24 protein-coding genes and 2 pseudogenes are annotated in these 24,677 nt (G+C 66.4%); 3 read left to right on the top strand and 23 right to left on the bottom strand.

Translation table 11 applies throughout. The features are described 5' to 3' along the window. The 8 genes from GD429_RS20560 to GD429_RS20525 all read right to left on the bottom strand — a co-directional run bounded on the left by GD429_RS20560 (position 1) and on the right by GD429_RS20525 (position 9,337). A complete protein-coding gene (locus GD429_RS20560) occupies positions 1–837 on the bottom strand; it encodes a glycosyltransferase family 2 protein (RefSeq protein ID WP_152859370.1) in 837 nt (278 codons plus the stop codon). Continuing rightward, a complete protein-coding gene (locus tag GD429_RS20555; protein ID WP_227791691.1) occupies positions 834–2,060 on the bottom strand; it encodes a hypothetical protein in 1,227 nt (408 codons plus the stop codon). The genes GD429_RS20560 and GD429_RS20555 overlap by 4 nt, the downstream gene beginning before the upstream one ends. Further along, on the bottom strand, positions 2,057–3,586 hold the full coding sequence (locus GD429_RS20550; RefSeq protein WP_152859368.1) for an oligosaccharide flippase family protein: 1,530 nt from the start codon (positions 3,584–3,586) through the stop codon (positions 2,057–2,059). The genes GD429_RS20555 and GD429_RS20550 overlap by 4 nt, the downstream gene beginning before the upstream one ends. Next, complete coding sequence (locus GD429_RS20545) at positions 3,570–5,801, bottom strand: polysaccharide biosynthesis tyrosine autokinase (protein ID WP_152859366.1); 2,232 nt, start codon at positions 5,799–5,801, stop codon at positions 3,570–3,572. Before GD429_RS20545 ends, GD429_RS20550 begins: the two co-directional genes overlap by 17 nt. Before the next feature lie 32 nt (positions 5,802–5,833). After that, the gene (locus tag GD429_RS20540; RefSeq protein WP_152859364.1) at positions 5,834–6,994 is read right to left on the bottom strand and encodes a polysaccharide biosynthesis/export family protein; all 1,161 of its coding nucleotides are present in this window, start codon (positions 6,992–6,994) and stop codon (positions 5,834–5,836) included. 119 nt (positions 6,995–7,113) lie between these two features. After that, the gene (locus GD429_RS20535; protein WP_152859362.1) at positions 7,114–7,506 is read right to left on the bottom strand and encodes a hypothetical protein; all 393 of its coding nucleotides are present in this window, start codon (positions 7,504–7,506) and stop codon (positions 7,114–7,116) included. Then, positions 7,506–7,958, bottom strand: a complete 453-nt coding sequence (locus GD429_RS20530; protein ID WP_152859360.1) for a protein tyrosine phosphatase — start codon at positions 7,956–7,958, stop codon at positions 7,506–7,508. Before GD429_RS20530 ends, GD429_RS20535 begins: the two co-directional genes overlap by 1 nt. Positions 7,959–7,966: 8 nt before the next feature. After that, positions 7,967–9,337, bottom strand: coding sequence for an undecaprenyl-phosphate glucose phosphotransferase (locus GD429_RS20525; RefSeq protein ID WP_152859358.1), 1,371 nt, complete (start codon positions 9,335–9,337; stop codon positions 7,967–7,969). On the opposite strand from GD429_RS20525, the gene GD429_RS20520 reads away from it, so the two are divergent. Continuing rightward, on the top strand, positions 9,336–9,701 hold the full coding sequence (locus GD429_RS20520; protein WP_152859356.1) for a hypothetical protein: 366 nt from the start codon (positions 9,336–9,338) through the stop codon (positions 9,699–9,701). The genes GD429_RS20525 and GD429_RS20520 overlap by 2 nt on opposite strands. 1,125 nt (positions 9,702–10,826) lie before the next feature. On the opposite strand, the gene GD429_RS20515 is transcribed toward GD429_RS20520, so the two are convergent. From GD429_RS20515 to argH, 7 genes are all read right to left on the bottom strand, one after another. Then, complete coding sequence (locus GD429_RS20515; RefSeq protein WP_152859354.1) at positions 10,827–12,221, bottom strand: MmgE/PrpD family protein; 1,395 nt, start codon at positions 12,219–12,221, stop codon at positions 10,827–10,829. After that, positions 12,218–13,126, bottom strand: a complete 909-nt coding sequence (locus GD429_RS20510; protein WP_321574741.1) for a polysaccharide deacetylase — start codon at positions 13,124–13,126, stop codon at positions 12,218–12,220. Before GD429_RS20510 ends, GD429_RS20515 begins: the two co-directional genes overlap by 4 nt. Continuing rightward, positions 13,123–13,995, bottom strand: coding sequence for a polysaccharide deacetylase family protein (locus tag GD429_RS20505; protein WP_152859350.1), 873 nt, complete (start codon positions 13,993–13,995; stop codon positions 13,123–13,125). The genes GD429_RS20510 and GD429_RS20505 overlap by 4 nt, the downstream gene beginning before the upstream one ends. 7 nt (positions 13,996–14,002) lie before the next feature. Next, positions 14,003–14,836: an ABC transporter substrate-binding protein gene (locus GD429_RS20500; protein ID WP_152859348.1), complete on the bottom strand. Its 834-nt coding sequence runs from the start codon at positions 14,834–14,836 to the stop codon at positions 14,003–14,005. Positions 14,837–14,935: 99 nt separating this feature from the next. Continuing rightward, positions 14,936–15,739 carry an amino acid ABC transporter ATP-binding protein gene (locus GD429_RS20495; RefSeq protein ID WP_152859346.1) on the bottom strand — a complete coding sequence of 268 codons (804 nt, stop codon included), beginning with the start codon at positions 15,737–15,739 and terminating at the stop codon, positions 14,936–14,938. After that, complete coding sequence (locus GD429_RS20490; RefSeq protein ID WP_152859344.1) at positions 15,736–16,629, bottom strand: amino acid ABC transporter permease; 894 nt, start codon at positions 16,627–16,629, stop codon at positions 15,736–15,738. The genes GD429_RS20495 and GD429_RS20490 overlap by 4 nt, the downstream gene beginning before the upstream one ends. Then, complete coding sequence (gene argH / locus GD429_RS20485) at positions 16,623–18,056, bottom strand: argininosuccinate lyase (protein ID WP_152859342.1); 1,434 nt, start codon at positions 18,054–18,056, stop codon at positions 16,623–16,625. Before argH ends, GD429_RS20490 begins: the two co-directional genes overlap by 7 nt. 126 nt (positions 18,057–18,182) lie before the next feature. On the opposite strand from argH, the gene GD429_RS20480 reads away from it, so the two are divergent. Continuing rightward, positions 18,183–19,061, top strand: coding sequence for a LysR substrate-binding domain-containing protein (locus GD429_RS20480; protein ID WP_152859340.1), 879 nt, complete (start codon positions 18,183–18,185; stop codon positions 19,059–19,061). A 30-nt stretch (positions 19,062–19,091) separates the two neighbouring features. Here the strand turns inward: GD429_RS20480 and GD429_RS20475 are convergent, their stop codons facing one another. The 3 genes from GD429_RS20475 to GD429_RS20465 all read right to left on the bottom strand — a co-directional run bounded on the left by GD429_RS20475 (position 19,092) and on the right by GD429_RS20465 (position 21,857). Beyond that, positions 19,092–19,775 carry a GNAT family N-acetyltransferase gene (locus tag GD429_RS20475; protein ID WP_227791690.1) on the bottom strand — a complete coding sequence of 228 codons (684 nt, stop codon included), beginning with the start codon at positions 19,773–19,775 and terminating at the stop codon, positions 19,092–19,094. A gap of 7 nt (positions 19,776–19,782) precedes the next feature. Next, positions 19,783–20,892: a DNA alkylation repair protein gene (locus tag GD429_RS20470; RefSeq protein ID WP_152859338.1), complete on the bottom strand. Its 1,110-nt coding sequence runs from the start codon at positions 20,890–20,892 to the stop codon at positions 19,783–19,785. A 158-nt stretch (positions 20,893–21,050) separates the two neighbouring features. Beyond that, positions 21,051–21,857, bottom strand: a complete 807-nt coding sequence (locus GD429_RS20465; protein WP_152859336.1) for a hypothetical protein — start codon at positions 21,855–21,857, stop codon at positions 21,051–21,053. Positions 21,858–22,239: 382 nt separating this feature from the next. On the opposite strand from GD429_RS20465, the gene GD429_RS41650 reads away from it, so the two are divergent. Then, a complete protein-coding gene (locus GD429_RS41650) occupies positions 22,240–22,368 on the top strand; it encodes a hypothetical protein (RefSeq protein WP_258285093.1) in 129 nt (42 codons plus the stop codon). Positions 22,369–22,544: 176 nt separating this feature from the next. On the opposite strand, the pseudogene GD429_RS42090 reads toward GD429_RS41650, so the two are convergent. From GD429_RS42090 to GD429_RS20440, 5 genes and pseudogenes are all read right to left on the bottom strand, one after another. Then, positions 22,545–22,779 (bottom strand): annotated as a pseudogene (locus GD429_RS42090) (integrase core domain-containing protein); the annotation flags it as partial. Positions 22,780–22,788: 9 nt separating this feature from the next. Then, positions 22,789–22,989, bottom strand: a pseudogene (locus GD429_RS42085) (transketolase C-terminal domain-containing protein); the annotation flags it as partial. A gap of 92 nt (positions 22,990–23,081) precedes the next feature. Continuing rightward, entirely contained in the window at positions 23,082–23,264 is a 183-nt protein-coding gene (locus tag GD429_RS20450; RefSeq protein WP_152859334.1) for a hypothetical protein, read from the bottom strand. 36 nt (positions 23,265–23,300) lie between these two features. Continuing rightward, the gene (locus GD429_RS20445; RefSeq protein WP_415748947.1) at positions 23,301–23,507 is read right to left on the bottom strand and encodes a hypothetical protein; all 207 of its coding nucleotides are present in this window, start codon (positions 23,505–23,507) and stop codon (positions 23,301–23,303) included. 346 nt (positions 23,508–23,853) lie between these two features. Further along, positions 23,854–24,414, bottom strand: a complete 561-nt coding sequence (locus GD429_RS20440) for a hypothetical protein (protein ID WP_152859333.1) — start codon at positions 24,412–24,414, stop codon at positions 23,854–23,856. Between the last annotated feature and the right edge of the window lie 263 nt (positions 24,415–24,677).

The raw sequence follows: 24,677 nt of genomic DNA, 5'->3' as shown, positions 1-24,677 counted from the left end.
TCAGTCCATCCAGCCGAGCAGTCGATGCGACGCGGCGATCCAGTAGTACTTCGCACGCCGGGGATTGCGGCGCACGCATGACAGCAGGCAGCCGGCGACCGGCCGCGCGATCATGTAAAGGACGTAGGCGAGCGGATAACGATTGATGCGCAGCACATGCCCGAACCCGCGGTTGTAGCGCCGGCCACGCGCATAGGCATGCTCGTCGAGCACCGCGAGCGGCTCGGGATGATGCACGCGCAGATGCGGGTCGTAGTCGATCCGGCACCCGGCTCGCAACGCGCGCACCAGAAAGTCGACTTCCTCCCCCGCGCCCCAGCGCGTGGTCGCGCCCACGCCGAGGTCGACGTCGAACTGCCCCGCCGCATGCACGGCGGACCGGCGCAGGAAGATCGTGTACGACGTCGCGCACACCCACACGTTGAAGCGGTTGACGATCTGCGCCGAGGTCGCCCACCGCCCTTGCGACGGCCGGCCCGCGGCGTCGACGCTCATGCCGGTCACGCCGTCGAGCATCGTGTCGGCGGACAAGCGCGCCGCGACCGCATGGAGCGTCCCGGGCCGATACCAGCAATCGTCGTCGGGGAACCCGACCACGTCGCCCGTCACGGCCTTCAGGCCGACGTTGGTCGCCCGCGACTTGCCCTTGTCGGATCTCAGATGGACGATCGTCAGCCGGTCGCGATACCGGCCGACGATCCGCTCGACCCGGTCGTCCGGGTTCTGGTCGACGACGATCACTTCGAGGTCGGCGTAGGCCTGCCGCAGCAGCGAATCGAACATGCGCTCGATCTCGTCGCTACGGTCGAGCGTCGCCATGATGAGAGAGAATTTCATCGCGTAGGTCCGGACGGGAAAATGGATCGGGGCCGCAACACGCGCGGCGCAGCGCGCGCTTTCCCGCGTGCCGCCCGCGGAACGAACGCGAACGACGCGAGGTAGCCGACGAACAGGTACGACGTTTCGCTCTGGTGCATCGGGTTGATCAGCGACCACGCCGCGATCGGCGCCAGCATGACCATCGCGCGGCGGCCCTGGCCGAGACCGGCGAAGAACACCGCCCATGCGAGCAGCCCGATCGGGCCGGCGACCAGCATCAGATCCAGCGGCGCGCAAAACACGGCGCTCGTGCCCTCGCCGAGCCCACGGACGGCGACGGCCGAGTGCGAGAAGTAATGCTCGACGAAACCGAAGCCGTGACCGATCCAGTCGCGGCCGACCAGCTTGATCGATTCCGTGAAGGCCAGCCCGCGCTCCTGTTGCAGCCGGACCTGAAGCTGGTCGCCGGTCAGTTCGCGCGTGAACATGTACAGATAGAACCCGGCCCCCGCGGCCATCGTCAGCATTTTCGCGAAAAAATGGCCGCGCACCTGCAGCAGGATCACGATCGCGCACGCGATCAACACCGTCTTCGATTCGCTCAGCAGCGTCACGACGAGTGCGAGCGCAACGAACTTCACGACGTCGGGAATGCGGCGCGGCGACTGCAGGAAACAGGCATAGGCGGTCAGGAAGAAAAACGCCGCGAACCAGTTGCGCTCCTTGAACGAACCGTGAATCGCGTTCTGCATGAAATCGACTTTTTCGTACAACACGGGAACGTCGAAATACTGCAGCGCGTACTGAAACGCCAGGAACCCCGCGATCGCGACATAACCGAACGGCAACGGCCGCGTGCGGGCCCGCGCGCCGTAATAGCGGCCGATCAAATAGAACGCCGGCATCACGAACCCGAACTTCACGATCTGCTCGGCCGCCTTGAAGCGCGGATAGCCGGACAGGAACGTCGTCGACAACGCGACGCCGACGAACAACGCAAAGGCCCAGATTTCCCATGCGCCGACGGGAATCCGCCGCCGCACCAGCAGCACCGGCAGCACGAGCACCGCGAACAGCTGCCCGAGTTGCGCGCCGCCGATCTTCAGGAACTGGATCGAATTCAGCAGCAGCAGCACGAGCAAGACCGCGTCCGCGAGATCGAAGCGCACCTGCGGCCCGATCGTCGACGCACCGGACGACGACGCGCGTTGCCGCGGCACCTGCAGCGCGAGGCGGCTCATGTCCGTTGCCTCGCGTCACGCAATGCGATCAGCATCGCCACGGTTTGCCGGGCGGCCTGCCGGCGCAACGTCCAGGTTGCGCCGGCATAAGCGGCGCCGAAGCAAACGGTCAGCAGCGGCAACCTGACCAGGACCGGCACGCCGCCGAGGTGCGCGCCAAGCCGCGATACGAGCAGCGCGCAGCCGAGCGCGATCAGATACGGCGGCACCAGCCGACCCAGCAAGCGGCCGGGATCGACCGACAGCTCGACCACGACGGCGCCGAAGCTGAGCGGCGTGACGAACAGCACGGCGCCGACATACAGCCACGCGAGCCCGGCGACGTCGTGCGACGGCAGGCAGACCATCGCGCCCAGCACCAGACCGAGCTTGACGATCGTCAGCCACATCGTGACGTTCGGCCGGCCGCGTGCCGACAGGAATGCTCCGTTGACGAACTGGACCGTCTGGATCGCGCCGAGCCCCATCAGCGGCGTCATGATCGCGGCGCTATCGGCCCAGCGGGCGCCGAACAGCACGATCGTGATGTCGTGGCTCGACACGGCCATCAGCACGAACAGCGGCGCCGCGACCATCGCGGCGAGCCCCGTGACGTCGAGGTAGGTGGCCGCCATCTTCCCGGCGTCGTGCGCGACACGCGACAGCACCGCGAGCGCGACGTCGGTCGCGGCGCGGCACAGCAGTTCCAGCGCCGTCTGGTACAGCCGCGCGCCGATCGCGTAGATGCCCAGCCCGGCCGCGCCGTACAGCGCGACGACGATCAGGTCCACGGTGCGCGTCGCGCACCAGTCGATCAGCCTCGACGCGACGACGTGACCACCGAAGCGCGCAATCGGCCAGAACGTCGACGCGTTCCGGCGGCCGCGCGGACGCCAGACCGGTCTGCGCCAGAGCCAGAGCGCGGACATCGTCATGAAGGTCGCCGCCTGCGCAATCAGGCTCCACGCACCGGCGCCAGCGATTGCCAGCACGACCGCAACGGCGCCCGCGACGCTCACCGAGCCGAGTTGACGCATCGCCAGCGTACGGAAATCCAGCCGCCGCTTGTACAGCCCCTCCTGGAACGAACTCGCCGAACCGATCGGCACGAACGCGCACGCCACCCGCAGATACGGCGCCAGGCCCGGTACGCCCAGCCACGTTTCGACGCGCCCGGCGAGGACGAGCAGCGCGACCGCGAGCACGATCGCCATGCCGATCGAGTACACGAACGGCCATTCGAGATCGTCGTCGTCGAGCGACGCGCGCTGAACCAGTGCGTCGCCCAGGCCGCCCTCGGCGATCATCAGGACCAGCGACAGCGACAGCGTGACCGCGGCCGCAAGCCCGACGTCCGCCGGGCCGAGCCAGCGCGCGACCAGCAGATAGGTGACGAGCGTGACGAGCTTGCCGCCCCATGCCTGCACCAGCGCCCACGCGAGGCTTCGCACCGTGCGCGCACCGAGCCGCTCGCCGGCGGGCGACGCGCGGTCGCTCGCGGCGAGCAGCGCGATGTCGCGAATCGCGGGCTCAGTGCTCGGTTTCATACGCGTATTTCCCTTCGCCGTACGCGCCGTAGACGGCCTGACGCCGCGGCACGTCGTTCAGCACGACGCCGCTGATCGCGATGCCGGCGTTGCGCAGGCGACGCTCCGCCTCGCGGATCTCCGGCATCGAACTGCGGCCATGCCGGACGCACAGCAGCGTCGTCGCGCCGTGGCGGCCGATGGTCGCCGCATCGTGCAGCGCGAGGATCGGGGCCGTATCGACGATGACGATGTCGTAGAGACGCGCTGCCGTGTCGAGCAGCAGCTTGAAGCGGCCGTCGTTGAACAGCTCCGACGTGCGGGCGACGGCACCGCGCGCAAGCACGTCGACGCCGGCGACCGCCGATTTCTGGACGCCGCGCTCGAGCGCGCCGCTCGCGATCGCGTCGGGCAGGCCGGGCGCCGCCGGCAGCCCGAAGTGGCGATGCGACTGGCCGCGGCGAATATCGGCATCGATCAGCAGCACGCGCTTGCCGCCCGACGCGAACAGCGATGCCAGGTTCGCGCAGAGGAACGATTTGCCCGCACTGGGCTGCGGGCTCGTGACCATGATCACGTTGTGCCCCGACTCGGACATCGTGAACTGCAGCGTCGTGCGCAGGCTGCGGATCGCGTCGACGGTCACGTCCTCCGGAATTTCCGATGCGAGAACATGCGCGCCCTGTCCCGCATGCTGCTGGTTGCGCACGAGACGCCGCTGCTCCCGGCTATGCGGCACCACCGCATAGACCGGCACGCCCAGCACCTGCTCGAGGTGCTCGGAATGCTCGACGCGGCCCCATACCGCCCGCTGCGCGAACGGGGCGGCGACGCCGAGGGCAATCCCGACGCACAACGACAGCGCGACCAGCAGCAGGCGCTTTGGCTTGACGGGTTTCACCGGCAGGACCGGCAAGTCGACGGCGCGGACATTGCCGATCTCGCTTCGCCTGGCGATCTCGAGCTGTTGTCCGGTGTTCAGCAGGTTCGTATACAGCTCGGTGTTGACGCGCACGTCGCGCAACACGCCGAGTCCCTCGCGCTCCGTATCGGGCAACCTGGCTTCGAGCGCCTTCAACTCCTTCGCCTTGCCAGCCAGCTCCGCCAGGTTGGCGTCGAGCGCCTGCACGGCCGGATGGCCGTCGGCGAACCGCGCGATCAGGTCGACGCGCTTTTGCTTGAGTTCGAGCGTGCGCGTCTCGACGTCCACTTCCTGGCCGAGCAGCAGCTTGCCCTGTTCGTCGAGATCGACCGTCCCCGTGCGCGCGCGAAACGCGGCGTACCTGTCCTCGGCGTCCTTCAGTGCCTTCATGACCGTCGGCATGCTGCTCTTCAGCGATGCCAGCGTCGCAGCGGCCTCCTCGCTCCGGTACTCCTTGTTCTGCTGGACATAACCGTCGACCACGGCCCGCAGGATGTCCCGGATGCGCGTCCGGTCGTCGCCCTCGAGCGTGACGGTCAGGATGCCTGATTGCTTGGCCTTTTCCTCGACGATCAGATCGTCCTGGAGCTGGGACACCGCTTCGAGCTGCGGGATGCGCCTGAGCCGAAACGCCGTGCCCGGCCGCGCATCGAGGGCGGCGACCAGCAGCGTCAGCGGTTGCGCCTTGTACTGCCCGTGCGCCGGCACGCCGACCTCGCCTTTCAGCACGACGTCGTCGTCCTCGTCCCTGACCACGTAGCGCCCGCCGCCTTCGGCGGTCACGTCGAACCAGAGCCCGTCCAGCGCGTCGATGCCGTCGTGGCTTTTCTTGCCGGCGGTCTCGAACGTGACGACGTCGAATCGCTCGCCGCCCCAGGCAAACCGGGACAATCCCGCAAGCGGCTGCGCCACGCCGTCGTCCCGATAGCGACGCGCGACCCAGCGGCCGATCAACGGGAAATAGCGCGGTTCGGCAATGATGTTCAGATGCTGCTTCGTGACGACCGAGTCGATCACCATGCGCGCGCGTACGAGTTCGAGTTCGGCAGCAGTCGTGCTCCCGTTGTCGAGCAACGCCGCGATGTCGTGCAACGGCGAATTGCCCGCCGTGGTCGATTCGTTGACCTGGATCGTCGCGTCGACACGATAGACCGGCGTCGCGAATACGACATACAGCAGCCCGAGCAGGAACACGCCGGCCGCGATGCCCAGCACCATGCGCCACCGGGCCAGCACGATGTCGACGTAGGACGAAAGGGGCGCATCGTCGTACAACGCCGCGTCGTACAGCCGTGCTTCGGAAAGGTCGGTCATGGCAAATCCAGTGTCGATCAGGTTCCGGCGGTTCATTTCGCGACCAGCGCGCCGGTCATGCCGGCATTGATGGCGGGTAGCAGCAGCGACAGCACGCGGCTGAGTCGGACGAGGCCGTTGCCGTCGACATAAACGACATCCTTCGGCGCCAGCCTGAAGTCGTTCGCGAGCACCATGGCAACCGGCGATTTCGCGTCGAGATGGAACACGTCGGGGGTACCCGGGCCACGCCCGCGAATCACATAGACCTGCGCCGTGTCGGCGGTGCCGCTGTTGAAGCTGCCGGCTTGCTGCAATGCATCGCCGAGCGTCAACGAACCGTCGCGCAGCGGCAGCGCGAGCGTCGGCTTCGCGACCTCGCCCATCACGAACGCACCGTTGTCCTCGCGCGACTGCACGCGCAGCACGTCCCGGTTGCGCAACAGGATGCTGGCCGGGTCGATACGTCGTGCGACGAGCCGGGACAGGTTCAGCACGTAATGCTCGTCGCCGCGCATCAGCTCGATGTGGCTTCGATCGGCCGTGGGCTGCAGCCCACCCGCGCGATCGAGCGCCTCGATCAGCGTCATCGGCACGTCGTTGATCGGCTGGACGCCCGGATTGCGCACCTCGCCTTCGACGTAGACCTGCTGGCTGCGGTACGACGTGACGCGCACGGTGACCTGCGGGTCGCGGAAGGTTTTCGTCAACGCGACGCGGAACGCATCGCGAACCTCAGTCGTCGTCCTGCCGGAAACCGCAAGCGTGCCGACATAGGGAAACTGCACGCTGCCGGTTTCATCGACGACGAAGCCGCCGACGGGGTCGCTCTGCCGTTGCGTTGACGACGTCTGATTCGTCGGCGCCGCCGCGGAAAGTTCGGGGTGGTCCCACACCGTGATCTGCAACACGTCGCCGGCGCCGATCCGATAGCCGCCCTTCACGCGCCCGTGCAACAGCCCATCGACGTTCCCGGCCGCGTCGCTGTCGTCGCGCATCGATTGCAGCAGGTTGACGTCGATTTCCCGGATCGGCACATCGAGCGACTGCGCCGGTTCGCCGTTGCGCGCGCTGGCCACCGGCAATTCCTGCGAGCCGGTCATCCGCATGCCGGGCGCGACGGCACATGCCGTCAGGAACACGGACAGCACGAGCGGGGCCAGCGCGCGGCCCCGTCTGCTTCCTGTCGAAATACCGTCGAATGATTTGCCCATTGCTGCCTCGTATGTCGCGCTATCGTCAATTCAGTCCATGGCGCCGTGCTCACGGATGTGTTCATTTCGTCGCGAGAGGGTTCGGCTTGCTTCGCCCTCATGCCGCACCGCACGGTCGATCACCATGACGAACGGGCCCAGGGCGGCTCCATGCCCGGCCAGTCGTCTGCTGCGTTGTCGGCCCCGCCGCGCGGCCGAATCGGAACGCGCGCCGCGCCGCGCGTGCGACGCACCGTCGGCATGCCCAGCGCGTCGATCGACAACGCCCGCATCTGCCGCTCGATCGGCAGCGGCGCGTAGTTGCCGACCGCCGGCGCCGCGACGCCCGACGCGACCGCCGGCTTTGCGATCGACCCGCGCCACGGATTCGAGGTTTGGGACGCGCTATCCGCGAGACCCGCGATCCATCGCGGCGCGTTCGTCGACGGGCGCGCCGCCGGGGCACTGCCGTGCGCGGCCGACGCACACGACAGGCCCACGAGCACGGCGAGTCGACCGACGTGGCGGCGCATCAGCAGTGCCCCCGCGCGGTAGCCGCGGGGATCCGCGCGATCCAGTGCGCCACCGCGCGCTCGATGTGGCGCGCCACGGCATCGAACACGTCCGCCGACTTGCCGACCGGATCCGCGATATCGCATTTCGCGGCATGGTCGAGCTGGAAGACGCGACCGCGCGCGAACGGATAACGCCGCTCGATCTCGCGACACTGCACGAGCGTCATCGCGAGGATCAGTTGCGATGCGCGCACGTGGCCGAGATGCACCGGTTGCGCGATATGCGACGTGATGTCGAAGCCGCGTTCGCGCATCACGTCGATCGCAGCCTGTGCGGCCGGCCGACCCGCCAGCGCGATGAGTCCCGCGCAACGCACCTGCACGGACGGCAGCGCGCGTGCCAGCATCGCGCTCGCCATCGGGCTGCGACATGCGTTGCCGTCGCAGATGACCAGAATGCGTTCGATCATGGCCGGGCTCAGTACGCGTTCGGATGGACGAAGCCCTTCAGCACCGTGGCGGCGACAATTTTCATGTCGAGCCCGAAGGACCAGTTGCGCAGGTAATACAGGTCGTGCTGGACACGGCCGACCATCTTGTCGAGGTGATCCGTCTCGCCGCGATAACCGTTGACCTGCGCCCATCCGGTGATGCCCGGCTTGATCCGGTAGCGATGGATGTATCCCTCGACGAGCGGCCGGTACAGATCGTCGTGCTCGATGGCGTGCGGTCTCGGCCCGACGACCGACATGTCGCCGCGCAGAACGTTGAAGAACTGCGGCAACTCGTCGAGGCTGGTGCGACGCAGGAACGCGCCGACGCGCGTGATGCGTGCATCGCCGCGGGTTGCCTGGCGTACGATGCCGGCCTGTTCGGCGTGCATGCGCATCGTGCGGAACTTGTAGATCCGGAATACCCGGCCATCGGCGCCTTTCCGGAACTGCGTAAACAGCACCGGGCCCGACGACGACAGCTTGACCGCCAGCGCGATCATGCCGAGCAGCGGCGCCAGCGCGACGAGCGCTGCCGCCGCGAATGCCCGGTCGAACAGCGCTTTCTGCATCAACGCGCGATGCGACATCGGCGAAGCAACGAGGTTGATCGCCGGCATGCCGACGAGATCCATCATCGTTCCGCCGAGCAACGCGATGCTGCACATGTCCGGCATGAAGCGGATATTGATCAGGTCGTCGCCGAACGTCTTCAGCACGCGCCGGATCGTCCGTTCCTCGGAGATCGGCAACGCGAGCCAGATTTCCGTCGCGGCCTCGGCACGCACTGCCGCGGCGAACTCGGCGAAATCCGCGAGCACCGGGACGATGCCGTTGGACGATCCCGCGGGATCGTGGAGCACGACGGGGCGAAACCCGCTTGCCGGTGACAGCGCGAGCGTTTCGATCACACGTACGGCATGCGCGCCGTTTCCGACGATCGCCACCTTGCGAAGATTCAGGCCCGCATGCCTGACGCGCGCGAGCATCGTATAGGCGGCCAGGCGGATAACGATGAATCCGCATCCCGCGATCGCCGTCCAGTAGACGAACCACAGCCGCGACACCTGATCGGCGCGATGCATCGCGAACAGCAGCACGAGGTTGCATGCCTGCACGGCGACCCATGCAGCACTGATGCGGCTGATCATCGCGATCCACGAGCGCCCGCGCCACGACTGGTACACCTGACATGCCGGAAAGACGGCGAGCGTCAGCATCGCGACAAACGGGACGACCATCGCGTCCGGCCGGCCGAGCGTATCGTCATCGAACCGCACATGCGACGCGGCAGCCGCTCCCAGCACCACGACGAGCGCATCGAGCAGGCGCGCAATAATCGACTGAAATCCGAACATGGATCTTCTCCAGGCGGCGCACGACGGCGCCGTATTTGCGGTCAAACGCGTCCGTATGCGTCGTCGAAGCGCACGATGTCGTCTTCGGCATGGCGCGAACTGTCGAAAAACCCTGGCGTTCTCATTTCATGTACTCCTCAACATCCGATTTTTCCGCACGCAATCAACCCTTGGCGCTACCCGACTGTCCGCTATTCGCGCCGAACACCGCACCGCCGAACATGCTCCGCCCTCGGTATCCCGATGCATCGACAACATTCATCCCGGGCGTCATGAACCCATCGATGAATTAACCTGTAAATTCGTATTCCTATATGAAATCGAACGCGCCTTTTTCGAGCGGACGGTTCAATTCACGCGATGAATCCAGGCGACGGACGAACTGCCGGTTGCTTAGGCGCACGCCCCCGCGCCGATGCATCGCCGCCGCAAGGGCATGTCGACGCGGTTCGGTATGGAAACGGAAATGCCGCGCCCAAGCCATCCTGAACGGATTGGCGAATGGTCGCGATTTATCGATTGAATGTCCGGAATCGACCGCTTCGCCCCCGCGTCGCGTCCGGATATCGGAATGTGGATCTTATTCATGATTGGTCTAGCGTTATGGTATTAACTACTTCGGCACATGGCGTTTAACGCACGATCCGTGCCACCGACACGCATTCTCTTGTTGCAACGCGGAAAATCCTCGACAAACCAATGACCTATGTCCGAAACACGAAAGGTATGAATAAATCGAAATAATCCTGTGTAACGTTTGCGCAACTGCACTGTTCGGGCACGTAACGTAACGACACGCCGTAACGCGTCTGACATGAACGGCATCGGGGAGGCGCAATTTGCTGCCATGTGCCCGGTGGTGTCAGGGGCGCTATTCCTACCGTCGACAGGCGCACCTTTCTTCCGCGCGCACCAGGCTGGGGAGTCCGGGGCAGGGCCGCAATGACCGCAGACCGATTTCGTTGCCGACATTCGGGATGGGTTCGTGCGCAAACCCGCGTCGGATGCATCCGCGATCCGGCGCTTATAAAACGACTCCGCACGGCCGTAACGGGATTTCCCGGTTGATTGCCAGCCCGGTGTCGCCTCGCAAAAGCCGAGTTCTTTCGCAGGGTGGTGGCTCGATACCGGTGCCCGCGAGCAAGGGTTGAATCGAAGCGAGTCGTTTCTCGAAGCAAGATCGCGCTTCGAGCGATCAGCTACCGTAAATACGGGTAGACATTTAAATTTTGACGCGGCACGAGCGTTTTTCCCGATTCCCCCGGGAAATGGCCGATGCGGCGAGAAAAACGCATAGCGCACTTCTTTCGTCGCTTCCGGACGATTTTTTTTAATGCGTTTGCCCTTTATATCGACAGCGGCATAATGTCCGTCTCACCGGCGACCAACTCTGCAGACGGCCCGTCCCGCGCTCACGGCTTCGGATGCCGGAGGTTCATCCCCGCTCCCGGACAGGTACGCTCGTACCGTTTCGACACGACGTCGACATTCAGACGATCGCCTCCGCGGCTTCGGCATCGCCTGCGAGCCAGTCGTTCATCACGCGTGCGTCCGCCTGCCGATCCAGCGACAGGCACACGTCGCCCAGCGCATCGACCCGCGCACTGTCGAGCGCCATGCCCGCCAGCGCACGATATTTCGCCAACAGTGCTGCATCCGACAGCGGATTGCGCGGGTCGCCGAGCGCGATCGGCACGTGGCGTACTTCCCGCCCTCCGTCGGTGCGATGCAGGATCACCGTCGGCTCGTCGAGATCGCCGAGCGCCGGATCGACGTCGACCGCAACGCGCGCGAGCAGCGCGCTCACGCGCGGATCGGTGCGCCGGTCCGCGCGATACACGCCGATCCCCGTGTCGCCGAATGCAAGCGCCGCCGCCACCGCGTACGGCAGGCTCATCTGCGCGGACGACAGCGTCGACAGGTCGCGACCGCCGCACATGCGGGCCACGAACGCGCTCGCGCGCACGACCACCCGCTCGATCTCGCCGGCCTCGACAAGGCGGCCGTCCGCGAGTTGCAGCGCCGCGTCGACGGCCGCATGCGCGCTGCGGCACGATGCGTGCGGCTTGATCGAGCAGCGCATCAGCTTCCAGTGCGCGCCGAGGCCGTCGGTCAATGCGTCGGGCGCATGCGATTGCGCGGCGAACGTGTTGAAAAAACCGCCCCACACGTCGTCGAACACGCGGGCGGGGCCGCTCACGCCTTCGCGCGCGAGCAGCGCCGCGAGCACGCCGCCCTCCGCCGCACGCCCGGCGTGCAGCCGCTTCGTCTGCGATCCGTCGTGGATGAAACCCCACAGGCCGCCCGCGAAACTCGCCGCATGGCCGAGCGCGTCGCGCGTGCGCGCGGCGTCGAGCCCGAGCACGCGCGCGCTCGCGGCCGCCGCCCCGAACACGCCGCAACTGAGCGTCGAGTGCCAGCCCGCCCCGTTGTGAACCGAGTAGCCGCCCGCTGCCTCGAGCACGCGCCGGCCGACGTCGTAGCCGAGCACGATCGCCGCCACGCATTCGCGGCCCGTCACCGGGCGCCCCGCGCACGACAGCGCGGCGAGCACGGCCGGCAGCACGACCGCGCCCGAATGATCGCAGCCGCCGGAATCGTCGAGTTCGAGCGCGTGCGCGGCAATCCCGTTGACGAACGCCGCATCGCGCGCGCCCGCGGTCCGTCGCGTGCCCCACAGCGCCGCGCCGCCATGCGCGACGGCGCCGGTCAGCGCACGGGCGCTGCGCGTTTCGACGGCGGACGTGCCCGCCAGCGCGGCACCGAACGTATCGAGCACATGACGCTTGGCCTTCGCGACGACGTCGTCCGGCAACGCGTCGGCGGACGTCTGCGCGACGAACGCCGCGAGCCGCGTGGCGCGCGCTTCGGTATTCATTGTCATCGCGCCGACTCCTCCGCCACGCAGTGCGCGAACACGTCGACCGGATGCCCAGGCGCATTGACGGGCGCGTGGGCACACCACCAGCGCGCGATGTCTCGCCCCGTCGCGAACCAGACGTCGCCCGCGTCACGCAGATGCGCGAGCAATGCGCGCAGCAGGTCGATCCGCCCGGCCGTGCCGATGATCTCGGGATGCAGGCGCAGCACGCAGCACAGCCCGAAGCGCCGAAACCCGTCGACGTCGCGCCGCCAGTTGTCGAGCACGTCGCGGTATGCCGCGATACGCGGCTGACCGGCCGGCACGGGCGGCGACAGGTTGAACTCGAAGTACGGCTCGTCCTCGAGTTCGTAGTGCAGCGGCAGCTCGACGAGCCGCGCGCCGTCCGCGCCGCCGTCGCCGCGCGGATGCACATACGGCAGATCGTCGCCGCGCCACGACGACGACCACGTGAAGCCTTCCGCGACGAGGAAATCCGCAAAGCCGTCGGCCCAGTTGCCGGTGAACGAGCGAAAGCCCTGCACGTCGCGGCCGATCACGTCCGCAAGTGCCGCCCGCCCGGCTCGGCACGCGTCGATCTGCGCGGCGAGCGGCAGCGCATCGAAATCCTCGCAGCGATAGCCGCTCACGCCGAGTTCGTGGCCGGCCGCGGCGATCGCGCGCACCGCTTGTGCATGCGTTTCGGCGACGACGCCCGGGACGAACCAGCTCGCAGGTACGCCGAACGCGTCGAATGTCTCAAGCAGCCGGTCGACGCCGCGGGTCGCGCCGTAACGCCAGGCCGACAGCGATTTCTCGCGGCCGACGATGCGCGGCTCGCGTGTCTGGATGCCGTGAATGTCGTTGAAGTCGACCGTGATCGCAACCGCGCATCGCGCGCCGCCCGGCCATGAAGGAAGTGTCGTCACAGGCCGCTCCGTTGCGTGGGTTGCGCGTCTCGCGCGTGCTGCGCAAGCCACCAGTCGGCCACTTCGCGGCAGCGCGCGAACCATACACCGTCCCGTGCGCGCATGTGACCGAGCCACGCCTCGAGCAATGCGATGCGGCCGGGCTTGCCGCAGACCTTCGGATGCAGCAGCGTCGTCAGGCACAGCCCTTCGCGGTATACACCGTCGAATTCGCGCGTCCAGTTGTCGAGCGTCGCGCCGTAGCCGGCGATCCGGTCGAGCCCGGCCGGATAATCGGGGTTGCGGTGATACGCAAGCGACGCGTAGTCGTCGGTCTCCCAGCGGCCGGGTATCTCGACGAGCGGCGTCTCGCCGCCGTCGCCGTGCAGCAGGTACGGCCGGTCGTCGCCGCGCATCGAGCTCGAATAGCGCACGCCGGCCTCGCGCAGCACGGCCACCGTCGCCGCGCTCCAGTCGCCGGACGGCGTGCGGAACCCGACCGGCCGCACGCCGAGCGTACGCGCGAACACGTCGGCCGACTGCGCCATGATCTCGCGCTGCCGCTCGGGCTCGAGCGTCCAGAACGCTTCGTGCCGGTTGCCGTGGTAGCCGATCTCGTGGCCGCGCTCGACGATCGCCGCGCATTGCGCGGGCCAGGTCCGCGCGACCCACGCGGGCACGAAGAACGTCGCGGGCAGGTCGAACGACGCAAGCATGTCGAGCAGCCGCCCGAGCGCGCGCCACGGCCCGTAGCTGCCGAGCGTGAAATACGCGGGGTTGCGCCAGATCGACCCGTTCAGCATCGCGTCGCCGGTCGGGCCGTCCAGATCGAACGCGAGCGCGACGCATGCGCGCTTCGCGTCCGGCCAGCGGGGAGCGAGGGCCGTCATCGCACGCTCAGTGCGTGCCGTTGATCATCGCCTTCGTCACCGCGTGCTCCTGCAGCCCCCACTTCGCGAGCAGCTTCTGGTACGAGCCGTCCGCGATCAGCTGGTTGAGCGCCGTCGTCAGCGCGCTGCTCAGCGCGGTGTTGCTCTTCGCGACACCGATGCCCGTGTATTGCGACAGGAACGGCTTGCCGACCGGCGCGTACGCGTTCTGCTCGAGGCTGTTCTGGTAAGGCAGCGTCTCGCCGCCCTGCACGGCCGCGTCGATGCGGTTCTGGCGCAACTGCATGCGCGCGTCCGACGAGCCGTCGGTGCCGACCACGACGATCGCCGGCTTGCCGGCCTTCACGCAGTTCTCCGCGCTCCACGCGGTCGTGTTGTCCGGGAACGACGTGCGCCGGCTCGACCCGACGCGCTTGCCGCACAGCGCGCCCATCTGCGCGAACTCGCCGGCGCGTGCTTTCAGCGTGTAGAACTGCGGGCCCGTCTCGATGTAGTCGACGAACGTCACTGCGTCGCGGCGCGTCGGCAGGTCGGTCATGCCGGACAGGATCATGTCGACGCGTTGCGTCGCGACCGCGCTCATCATCTGGTCGAAGCTCGTTTCGACCCAGTTCAGCTTCGCGCCCATCTTCGCGGCGAGCGCTTCGCCGAGATCGACGTCGAAGCCCGCGAGCTTGTCGGTCGCGGGATCCTTGTATTCGAACGGCGGATAGTTCGGCACGATCGCGACGTTCAGCGTGCGCTTCGCGCCCGCGGCCTGCGCGACTGCGAAGGAGGCATGCAGCGCGAGCGCGCCGAATGCGACGGCGGCCAGCGTGCGGGTCAGGACGGATGCTTTCATGGGGGGTGTCGCCTTGTCGTGGTGGAGTAATGGGGTACTACGCCGGTCTGTTCGACGGCTCGATCGATCGGGCGCGGCAGTACGGGGCGCCCGGCCCGTTCATGCGATCACGGCCGAGATGAAATCGCGCGTGCGCGCGTGCGTCGGCGCGGACAGCACCTGGTCGGGCGGCCCGCTCTCGACGATCCGTCCGCCGTCCATGAACACGACGCGGTCGGCCACCTCGCGCGCGAAGCCGAGCTCGTGCGTGACGACGATCATCGTCATCCCGCTCTTCGCGAGATCGCGCATCACGGCCAGCACTTCGCCGACGAGCTCGGGATCGAGCGCCGACGTCGGCTCGTCGAACAGGATCAGTTGCGGATGCATCGCGAGCGCCCGCGCGATCGCGACGCGCTGCTGCTGGCCGCCCGACAGCTCGACCGGAAACGCGTCGCATTTGTGCGCGAGCCCGACGCGCGCGAGCAGCGCGCGCGCTTCCTCCTCCGCTTGCGCGCGGCGGCGCTTGAGCACCTGCACGGGGCCCTCGATCACGTTCTCGAGCGCGGTCTTGTGCGGGAACAGGTTGAAGCGCTGGAACACCATGCTCGTCGCCAGACGCTGGCGCGCGACCTGGCGCTCCGACAGCTCGTGGAGCCGGTTGCCGGCGCGCCGGTAGCCGGCCAGTTCGCCGTTGACCCACAGCGCGCCCGCGCTGATCGTCTCGAGCTGGTTGATGCAGCGCAGGAACGTGCTCTTGCCCGAGCCCGACGGCCCGATGATGCACAGCACTTCGCCCTGCGCGACGTCGAGCGTGATGCCGTGCAGCGCCTGGAAATCGCCGTACGACTTGCGCACGTCGACCGCGCGAACGACCGCGTTCGTCATGACGTTCTCCCGATGGTTGAGGGTCGTGCCGTTCATGCGCGGCCCGCCGCGCGACCCGCGCCGCGCGCAAAGCGGCGTTCGACGCGCGCCTGCGCGAGCGACAGCACGGTGACGACCGCGAGATACCAGATGCCCGCGACGATCAGCAGCTCGATCACGCGGGCGTTCGCGTAGTAGATGTTCTGCGCGTTGTGCAGCATCTCCGCGTACTGCACGACGCTCGCGAGCGACGTCAGCTTGACCATGCCGATCAGCTCGTTGCCGATCGGCGGCACGATCACGCGCATCGCCTGCGGCAGGATGATCCGGCGCAGCGCGTGCAGGCGCGGCATGCCGATCGATTTCGCGGCCTCGTACTGGCCGGTGTCGACCGACAGCAGCCCCGCGCGCACGACTTCCGACGTATACGCGCCCTGGTTGATGCCGAGCCCGAGCACCGCCGCGAGGAACGGCGTCATCACGTCGACGGTCCGGAACTCTGCGATCCCCGGGATGCCGAGAGTCGGAAACACCAGCGCGAGGTTGAACCACAGCAGCAGTTGCAGGATGATCGGCGTGCCGCGGAATAACCAGATGTAGCCCTGCGCGATCGCGCCGAGCACCGGGTTCGACGACAGCCGCATCACCGCGGTGACGACGCCGAGCACGATGCCGAGCGTCATCGCGAGCACGGTCATCACGATCGTGTTGCCGAGCCCCGTCAGGATCGAGCGCGCGGTCAGGAACTGGCCGACGACGCGCCACTCGATCTGTCCGCGCGCGAACGCGGCGGCCACATAGGCGAGCGCGGCAATGATCGCGATCGACGCGACATAACGGCCCCAGTAGCGCCGGCGCACGCGCACGAGGCCCGCGGTATCGTCCGCCGCGGCGCCGGCCGACCCGGGTGCGCCGTCGAGACGGCGCGAATCGGATGCGCTCAGCATGACGGCCCCCGGTAGTCGGCCGCCCATGCGGCCTGGCGTGCGATCGCGCCGCTCAGGCGGCCGATCTGCTCGCGCACGCGCGCGGGCGACGTGCCGCCCGCGCCGCCGCGTGCGGCGACGGCCGCGTCGAGCGTCAGGTGCGCGCGCACCGCCGGCGCGAGGCGCGCGTCGACGGCCTGCAGTTGTTCCGCGCTTGCGTCCGCGAGCTCGATGCCGTCGCGTTCGCACGCACGCACGAGCGCACCGGTGATCTCGTGCGCTTCGCTGAACGGCACGCCCGTCAGCGCAAGCCAGTCCGCGACCTCGGTCGCGAGCGTGAAGCCGAGCGGCGCCTGGCGACGCATCTCGTCGACGTTCACGCGCATCGTGCGGATCATCCCCGCCATCGCCGGCAGCACGAGTTCGAGCGTATCGATCGAATCGAACGCGGCGATCTTGTCTTCCGCGAGATCGCGGTTGTACGCGAGCGGCAGCGACTTCAGCGTCGCGAGCAGGCCCGTCAGGTTGCCGATCAGGCGTCCCGCCTTGCCGCGCGTCAGTTCCGCGATGTCCGGGTTCTTCTTCTGCGGCATGATCGAGCTGCCCGTCGCATAACCGTCGTCGAGTTCCACCCAGCGGAATTGCCGCGACGTCCACAGGATCACTTCTTCCGACAGGCGGGACAGGTTCACGGCCAGCATGCTCGTGACGAACGCGAATTCGGCGACGTGATCGCGTGCGGCCACGGCGTCGATCGAGTTCTCGCACGGCGCGTCGTAACCGAGCTCCTGCGCGGACAGCTCGGGCCGCACGCAGATCGCCGAGCCCGCCAGCGCAGCGGCGCCGAGCGGCGAGCGCGCGGTGCGGCGGTCCCAGTCGACCAGGCGGTCGGCGTCGCGATACAGCGACTGCGCGTGCGCCAGCAACTGATGGCCGAACACGATCGGCTGCGCGGGCTGCAGATGGGTGAAGCCGGCGGTCACCGTGTCGACGTGCCGGCTCGCCTGGCCGACCAGCGCCTGCTGCAGGTCGAGCACGCCGCGCACGAGCTGGCGCGCCTTGTCGCGCAGGTACAGGCGCAGGTCGTTCGCCGCCTGGTCGTTGCGCGAACGCCCGGCGCGCAGCTTGCCGCCGAGCGCCGGCAGCCGCTGCGTGAGCACGCGCTCGAGGAACGTATGCACGTCCTCGTCGGCGAGCGACGGCGCGATCGCGCCGGCCGCGTAGTCGCGCGCGATGCCGTCCATCGCGGCCAGCAACTGCGTGAGGTCGTCGTCGGTCACGATGCCGGCGCGGTTCAACTCGCGCGCATGCGCTCGGGAGCCCGCCAGATCGTACGGCACGAGACGGTAGAAACTCGGATCGGAGCGGGACAGGTTCTGCAGCGCGTCGGACGGTTTCGACTGGAAGCGGCCGCCCCACAGGCGTTCGATCGGTTCGGTAAGGCTCATTGCGGTCGACCTCGACTCGGTTGGATTGCCCCCACTGTAGGCATTCAATTTTTTTTGTTGTAGCGAGAAATTGACTCCGCTTAAATGAAGTTTTTCTCAGCACCCCCTCCTCCGACACACTCGCCGATGCGCAACCGCCTGCCCCCGCTGAACCCGCTTCGCGCCTTCGAAGCCGCCGCCCGGCGCGGCAGCGTGTCGGCCGCCGCCGACGAACTGCACGTGACCGCGAGCGCGGTCAGCCACCAGATCCGCATTCTCGAAAGCACGCTCGGCGTCGCGCTATTCGTCCGATCAAAGGCGCGCGTGAAGCTCACGCCCGAAGGCGAGGCGCTGCTGGAACCGGTCGGCGCCGCGTTCGACATGATCGCGAACGCCACCGTCAGGCTCGATTCGCCGGCCGCCGTCGGCGATCTCGTCGTGTCGACGCCGCTGTCGCTGACGTCGCGCTGGCTCGCCCGGCACATCGGCGATTTTCTCGAGCGCTATCCGGGCATCCACCTGAAGGTGATTCCGTCGAACGACGAACGCGAGATCTATTCGACGGACGTCGACGTCTGCATCCGCTACGGGGAAGGCACCTGGCGCAACCGGCACGTCGAGCTGCTCGAGCATCCGGCGCTGTTCCCGGTCGTGAGCCCGGCGTTGATGAACGGGCCCGATGCGATCCGCAAGGTGCAGGATCTCGCCGGACGCACGCTGTTCTGCGAGCATGCTGGCTCGTGGATGCGCTGGCTGGCGGAAGCGAACGCCGACAAGCTGCCGGGCATCCGCATCCTCGAGATCGGCAACGCGCACATCGGTGTCGAAGCCGCGGTGCACGGGCAAGGCGTCGCGCTCGGCGACAGCCTGTCGGTGCGCGACGACCTGATCGACGGCACGCTCGTGCGGCCGTTCAGCGCAACGGTGCCGTCACGTCATGCGTACTATCTCGTCACGCGTCACGAGCTGACCGGGACGCCGCTCGTGACCGCGTTCACGTCGTGGCTGCGAGCGTGCCTCGCGTGATATGCGTCGTTGCTTGCGGCAGGGTTTCGGTCAGGAAATGAGATTCGCCAGGTCGTCCCACACCATGACGATGTTGTGCGACCGCCAGATCGGACCCGCATCGACGTACTCGCCAGCCAACCGCCCGTTCAGCGCCTCGTAAAAGGCGATCGCGGACGCGTTGCCCTTGACGACGCTCAACGCGGCGCCCCGATACCGCAACCTTCCCAAATGAGCCGCGAGTTGGGCAAGCAGCTTTCGGCCGATGCCGCGACGCTTGAATTCGGGATCGACATACAGGAATTTGATCTCGCCGCGGCCGTCGAATATCGGTTCCGACGGCGCGCCGGCCGCGCCGATTCCTACGATCCTGCCGTCGGTCTCCGCAACGAGCACGAGCTGGTCGCCGTCGTTCGACGCCAGCTTTTCCTGCCATTTCTTGCCGCGATAACGCTCGTCGAGCACGGCATGCGCTTGCGCCGGTGCGAGATCGCGATAGGTATGCCGCCAGACCTTGACGTGGAAATCGGCGATCGCCTGCGCATCGTCCGTGTTTGCGGACCTGATGGATATTCCGGTCATCGAGGACTCCCTGTCGGTCGGCTCTGCGCCAGTGGGTGTGGTGTATGAAGCGGATTGCAACGATCCGGGCAGCGAGGTCGAATGACCGTTTGTGGCCCGCGGCCTGCGGCCGACACGCCCGTCGTTTCGTCCCCCCTCCTTCGCACCGGCCAACGGCCACTCACACGGCGAGTTCGAAGAAGGATCGCGCCACGACCCGGCCGTTGACGATCAGCTCGACCTCATGCCGGCCCGCATAATGCCGGCGCGTAGTGAAATCGCGGATCGACCGACTGTGCCGCAGCGTGATGCGCTGGCCGGGTTCGAGCGTCAGTGCCTTCAGCTTGAACACTTTCGGCGACGCATCGCCATTTTGCTTCACGTAGGCGATACGATAATCGACGACGAGCCGCTGCGCCGTCCCGGCCGTCGAATGCAGCTCGCAGGCGAGCGTGATCGACTCGCCGAGCACCACCTGCGCGGGCGTCACGTCAAACGGGCCGACTTCCAGCCGAGGCGCGCTTTCGGCACCGAGTATCGCGAGCGCTCGCGCATCGCACTGCTTCACGAGGGTGCGAAGCGCATGACGGACGATCCATCGCGTATGCGGATGGTCGCCGCCCCATCGTTCGGCTCGATCGAGCACCCATGCCGGATGCGTCTTCGCCACATCGTTCAGGTGATTCGCGACCGAGCGGCGGACATAAGCGCTCGAGTCGGCGCGAAGATCGTCGAGTATCCGCGCGGCCAGCACCGGGTCGGCCTCGATCTCGCGGAGCCGGAACGACCATGGCAGGCGCGGGCGGCTTCCCTCGCTTGCCAGCCGGCGCACTGCATCGTCCGCATCGTGCGACCAGGTTTCCATCACTGCGAGCGCGCGAGCGCTGTCGATGCGCAGGAATTCGCGCACCGCGAATTCCGACGAGCCGAACGGCGTGAAATATTTCAGCGCGTCCATCGAGCGGTCGAATGCGTGCCGACCGTACTGCCCGACATAATCGGGGGCGATCAGCGAGACGAAACCGCGGCCCAATCGAGGTGCCGCCTCCTGCAACAACGCCAGCACGGCATCGTATCCGCCGGGTAGCGACCGCGCCCCCGTGTCGATCGCCACGCTGGCGCGCCTGACGCGCTCCATCAGCGTCAAGCCGTCGAGGCCGTCGAGCGCCGTCGCAAGGAATGCCGCCCGGTCGAAGGCAGGCTCGATCGAATGCAGCACGTCGGACAGCGCGTGGAACTGCCGCGCGGCCAGCGATTCCTTCAGCGGGACGGGAGCTTGCGTGGTGGTCATTGCGAGTGGATCCGACGTGCGCCGCAGATCGATGATTGCGAAAGCACACAGTATCGCCGAAGCCCCTGCCAGTTCCTGTCAGCAGTCTTTGCCCGGCCGGCGCACCCGTGCGGGACGCAATCGACGTGCGCGGAACGCGAATCGCGAGCGGGCGGTGTTCATGCATCCGTTCGCCGCTGCTCGCAGGATGGATCGTGCGAATCGCCGCTGAAGAACTTGTTTCGCAGCTGACCGCCGACGAACGCACTCGCAATCAACGACAGATAGCCGGCGACGAGGAGATGTCGCCAGCCGTCGAGCGCGGCGCGGTGCGCGACCAGCGCCGCGTCGGGTGCCGGTGCGGCGAGACTTCCCGGCACGATCGCGCGCGTCATCTGCACGAATCCCGCCGCCGACAACACCGGCAGCAGGACGAGCATCGCCAGCAGCACAAACTTCGCACGCCGAAAGAAGGCATGGCGGTGCAAATGAAACCACAGCCCGAGACTGCCGTGTACCCATCCCGGTGCGAGCAGCGCGATCTGCAAACCCTGCGTGCCGCTCGTGAGGAGCGACACGATGACCCGTTCGTAGTTCGGCTCGAAGCCGTAGAACGATGTCGCAACCCGTGTCCCGACGACGTGGCGTATCAACAGCAAGGGCAGGCTGAGTCCCACCCACAGACGAAGCCATCCGGCGGGCGGCAGCGCCCAGTGTCGGCGGCCGTAGATGGTGCGGATCGCCAGCGCGAAATGCAGGCCGGCAGCGCCATACAGCAGGATCGTGCCGGGCGCGCTTTGCCACATCCCGATTGCCAGGTGCAGCGCGCGCTCGGCGATATCGATCGACCAGATGCCGAGCGCGTGATTGACCATATGAATGGAAATATAGAGCCACAGCAAGATGCCGGAACCGAGTTGCAGCCTTCGCGCGGCCTTGTGAATCCCGTCGTGCGCCGATGCCGGTTTACCGGCATCGGCGTCCATCGCGTGCTGCGCGGCACGCGGCGCACGGTTGCGCCACGGTGGGTGCATGCCGATGCGATCCTGGAACGACGATGACCGCCGTGCCTCGTTCACCTTCGAGGCACCCTTGCCGTCGCGCTGCGATCGGCCCGGAATGTTCCGGGTTTGCCTCTCCTTGCCGTTCATTGGCGCCTCCCCGTCGATGCGTCCGGTGCTTGATCGGCATACCGCGGAGCGGGCCCGTTTATTCCAGCGACGCGCGACATCCCGCGCATGAAGTGCATCGCGCGGTTTCGGGAATAGGCGCCGCACTCGCCGGGTATACGGTGCGTGGGCCGGCGGATGACGACCGCGACGCGTCGGCGCCCTTCACATCGAAGCGAACGGAGTCAAGGAGACCATCATGTCCAACGTTCTGTCCCACTGGATTCTGATCGGTTGCGACGCATATGACGAGTATGTGTTCGTGCCATGGCTCGATAAATCCGTCTATCTGAGAACGGTCACGCTGCGTCGGATCTGCCTGTTGTGACGGAAGCGGTTCCAGCGCACCTCGCCGCCCCCAACGGACAATCCGGACCAGAATCCACGCTGCTTGCCGCCTCGGCACCATCCCCGGCGCAACAGCACCTGTCACGTGCCGTGAGGCCGATGGCGACCGCGTCCGCGGCACAAAGTGGAGTTACCCCCGCAGTCCCGGACCCAGCCTCACACTTCGGTCGATGAATCCACCGCACATCGAAACTCGCGTAGTGAGCGATATTTCAGTGCGCTATGGGGATGTTTCTCGTTGTCATGCTTGAACGCAATGGCGAGATTCCGCACGGCCGTCGCGGCATCCGGTTTCGGCATGAAGGCCCCATAGTCGCGCTTCATCGTCTTCACGAAGCTCGGCCATGCCGTTGCTCTGCGGGCTGCACACCGGCGGTTTCGGTGGCTTCAGCTGCCACGCGAGCCACGACTTGATGTTCGCTTGCATCGCGCCGGCCGAGATCCCGTAGCGCTCGTGCAACGTCGGCAGCGCGCCCGCGGCGAGGTACGCATCCGGCAGCGCGATCTGGCGGAACGGTACGGCAACGCCGGCCCCGATCAACGCAGTCGCCACCGCTTCGCCGAGTCCGCCGATCACCGTATGGTTCTCGGCGACGATCACCTCGTCTAGCCGGTAGAGATGGCCACGCACGACGCGTTATTGCAACGTGTCGTGCGCGACCTGTCGGATGCGTGGCCTGCGATGTGCGTGGTTCATCTTTTCGCGGTTCGCGAACCCGCAGTGGAGGTATGAGTCCAGTGCCACCATTCATGGTGGTCCAGATTTCTAAGCAATTCCGCGCGACGATGCTCGCGGCGATAGCGGTTGATTGCGGCAATTGCCGCAATCGCCAGCACGAACGCGCCGACCACGAACCCGACCCATGCTCCGCTCATGGCAGCCTCCGTCATTTTCGGCCAACTCCGGATCACTCAACGCATTCGCGAGACCGCTTTCAGGACAGCGCGGCCCTCTGCGGTAATCTGGACACGCCGACAACCCGAGGCCGGCTGATCAACGGAGATCAGACGATGCTCGATGAGCGTGACGAGTTCGTCGCGATCCGGTTCGATCTGATCTGGAGCATCCCAAACGATCATTAAAGTAGTAATTTCGTGCGGACTTAGCATGGTCTGCATGGAATGTTCGTATCGGACAATCGGATTGTGTATACATGCGCGAACGCATGCCTCCCGCTTTCAACGCAACAAGGTGCTCGAGAGTTTGTAACGACTCCACCATTTCCTGCGACGATTCAATGCGAAATTTAGTGGGCACATTCTAACGCGCTTGCATCCATTTCCGGTCCGCCACTTCGTAGGTGGATGCCATGACTCGGAAACGTTGCCATTTCTCTGAATTAAGCAAGCATGCGAAATGGTATGAGTATATGAACCCCATGTATTTCATATACTCACTGATTCATTCATTTCTGAATATGTCAGATGACGCAGCTCGATATTTTCAAGAAACATTCTGCCGTATTCATTCGAAATCCTCACATTCGCTGTATCGCCGGAGAGAAACGGCCAGTGCATCGACATCGCTTTGATAGCTTGAAATGACATCCGCCCGCTCCGGAAATCGTTCGCGTTGCAACGACAGTGTCTCCACGGCTGCGGCATGACGCCTGACAAGCTGCCCGCGCGTCACCCATTCGTCATTTCCGCCGGTGCAGGACTTGATGTGCTTCAGCACACCATCGCCGAGCACCTTGAGCGGCGCGTGCCCATTGATGAATTCCGCGTAGTGTCCGGAGAAAAACCGCTCCCACTCGCTCCCTTCCGAATCGTGCCGAAACGCGAGGATATGCCCGCCGAGATCGACGATGTAGCGATAGGACAAATTCTCATGCGCGTCGGGTGAAGTCAGCTGGGCAGACCGGTTCGCTCGGTGGAATCTGTCGGCAAGCGATCCAGCACCATCGGACAGATGCGCGGCAAGGAAAAACTGGGCCGCGCCGGATGGGCAGCCGTTCTGAGGAATAAGGAACGTTGCATGGCTGCCGCGCTGCAATGCGAACGTGTAAGTCGCGAGTATGCTCATTACGATTTCCTCTTGATCCTCATGAAGAGGATCGGCACCTGAACGCTATTTCCCGGATCACTCGTCTGCGGGTGCAATCTGAGTAGCAAGCGATATGCCATCGCGATGCATTCGATTCCCATGGCGACATGAACCGCCGGAATGCACGAAAAGTCGTCGCAAGCGGATGAAAATGTTTCAGCGTTGATACGTTTCGCATTGCTCAGGTGCCGGCACACGTCGATTGCCCTTGTTTGAACCATCCGATCCCATTGGGCTCGCCA

The sequence above is a fragment of the Burkholderia sp. BE17 genome, assembly GCF_009362305.1.
Classification (GTDB): Bacteria; Pseudomonadota; Gammaproteobacteria; order Burkholderiales; family Burkholderiaceae; genus Burkholderia; species Burkholderia pyrrocinia_C.
This window is presented reverse-complemented; position numbering and strand designations above follow the sequence as displayed.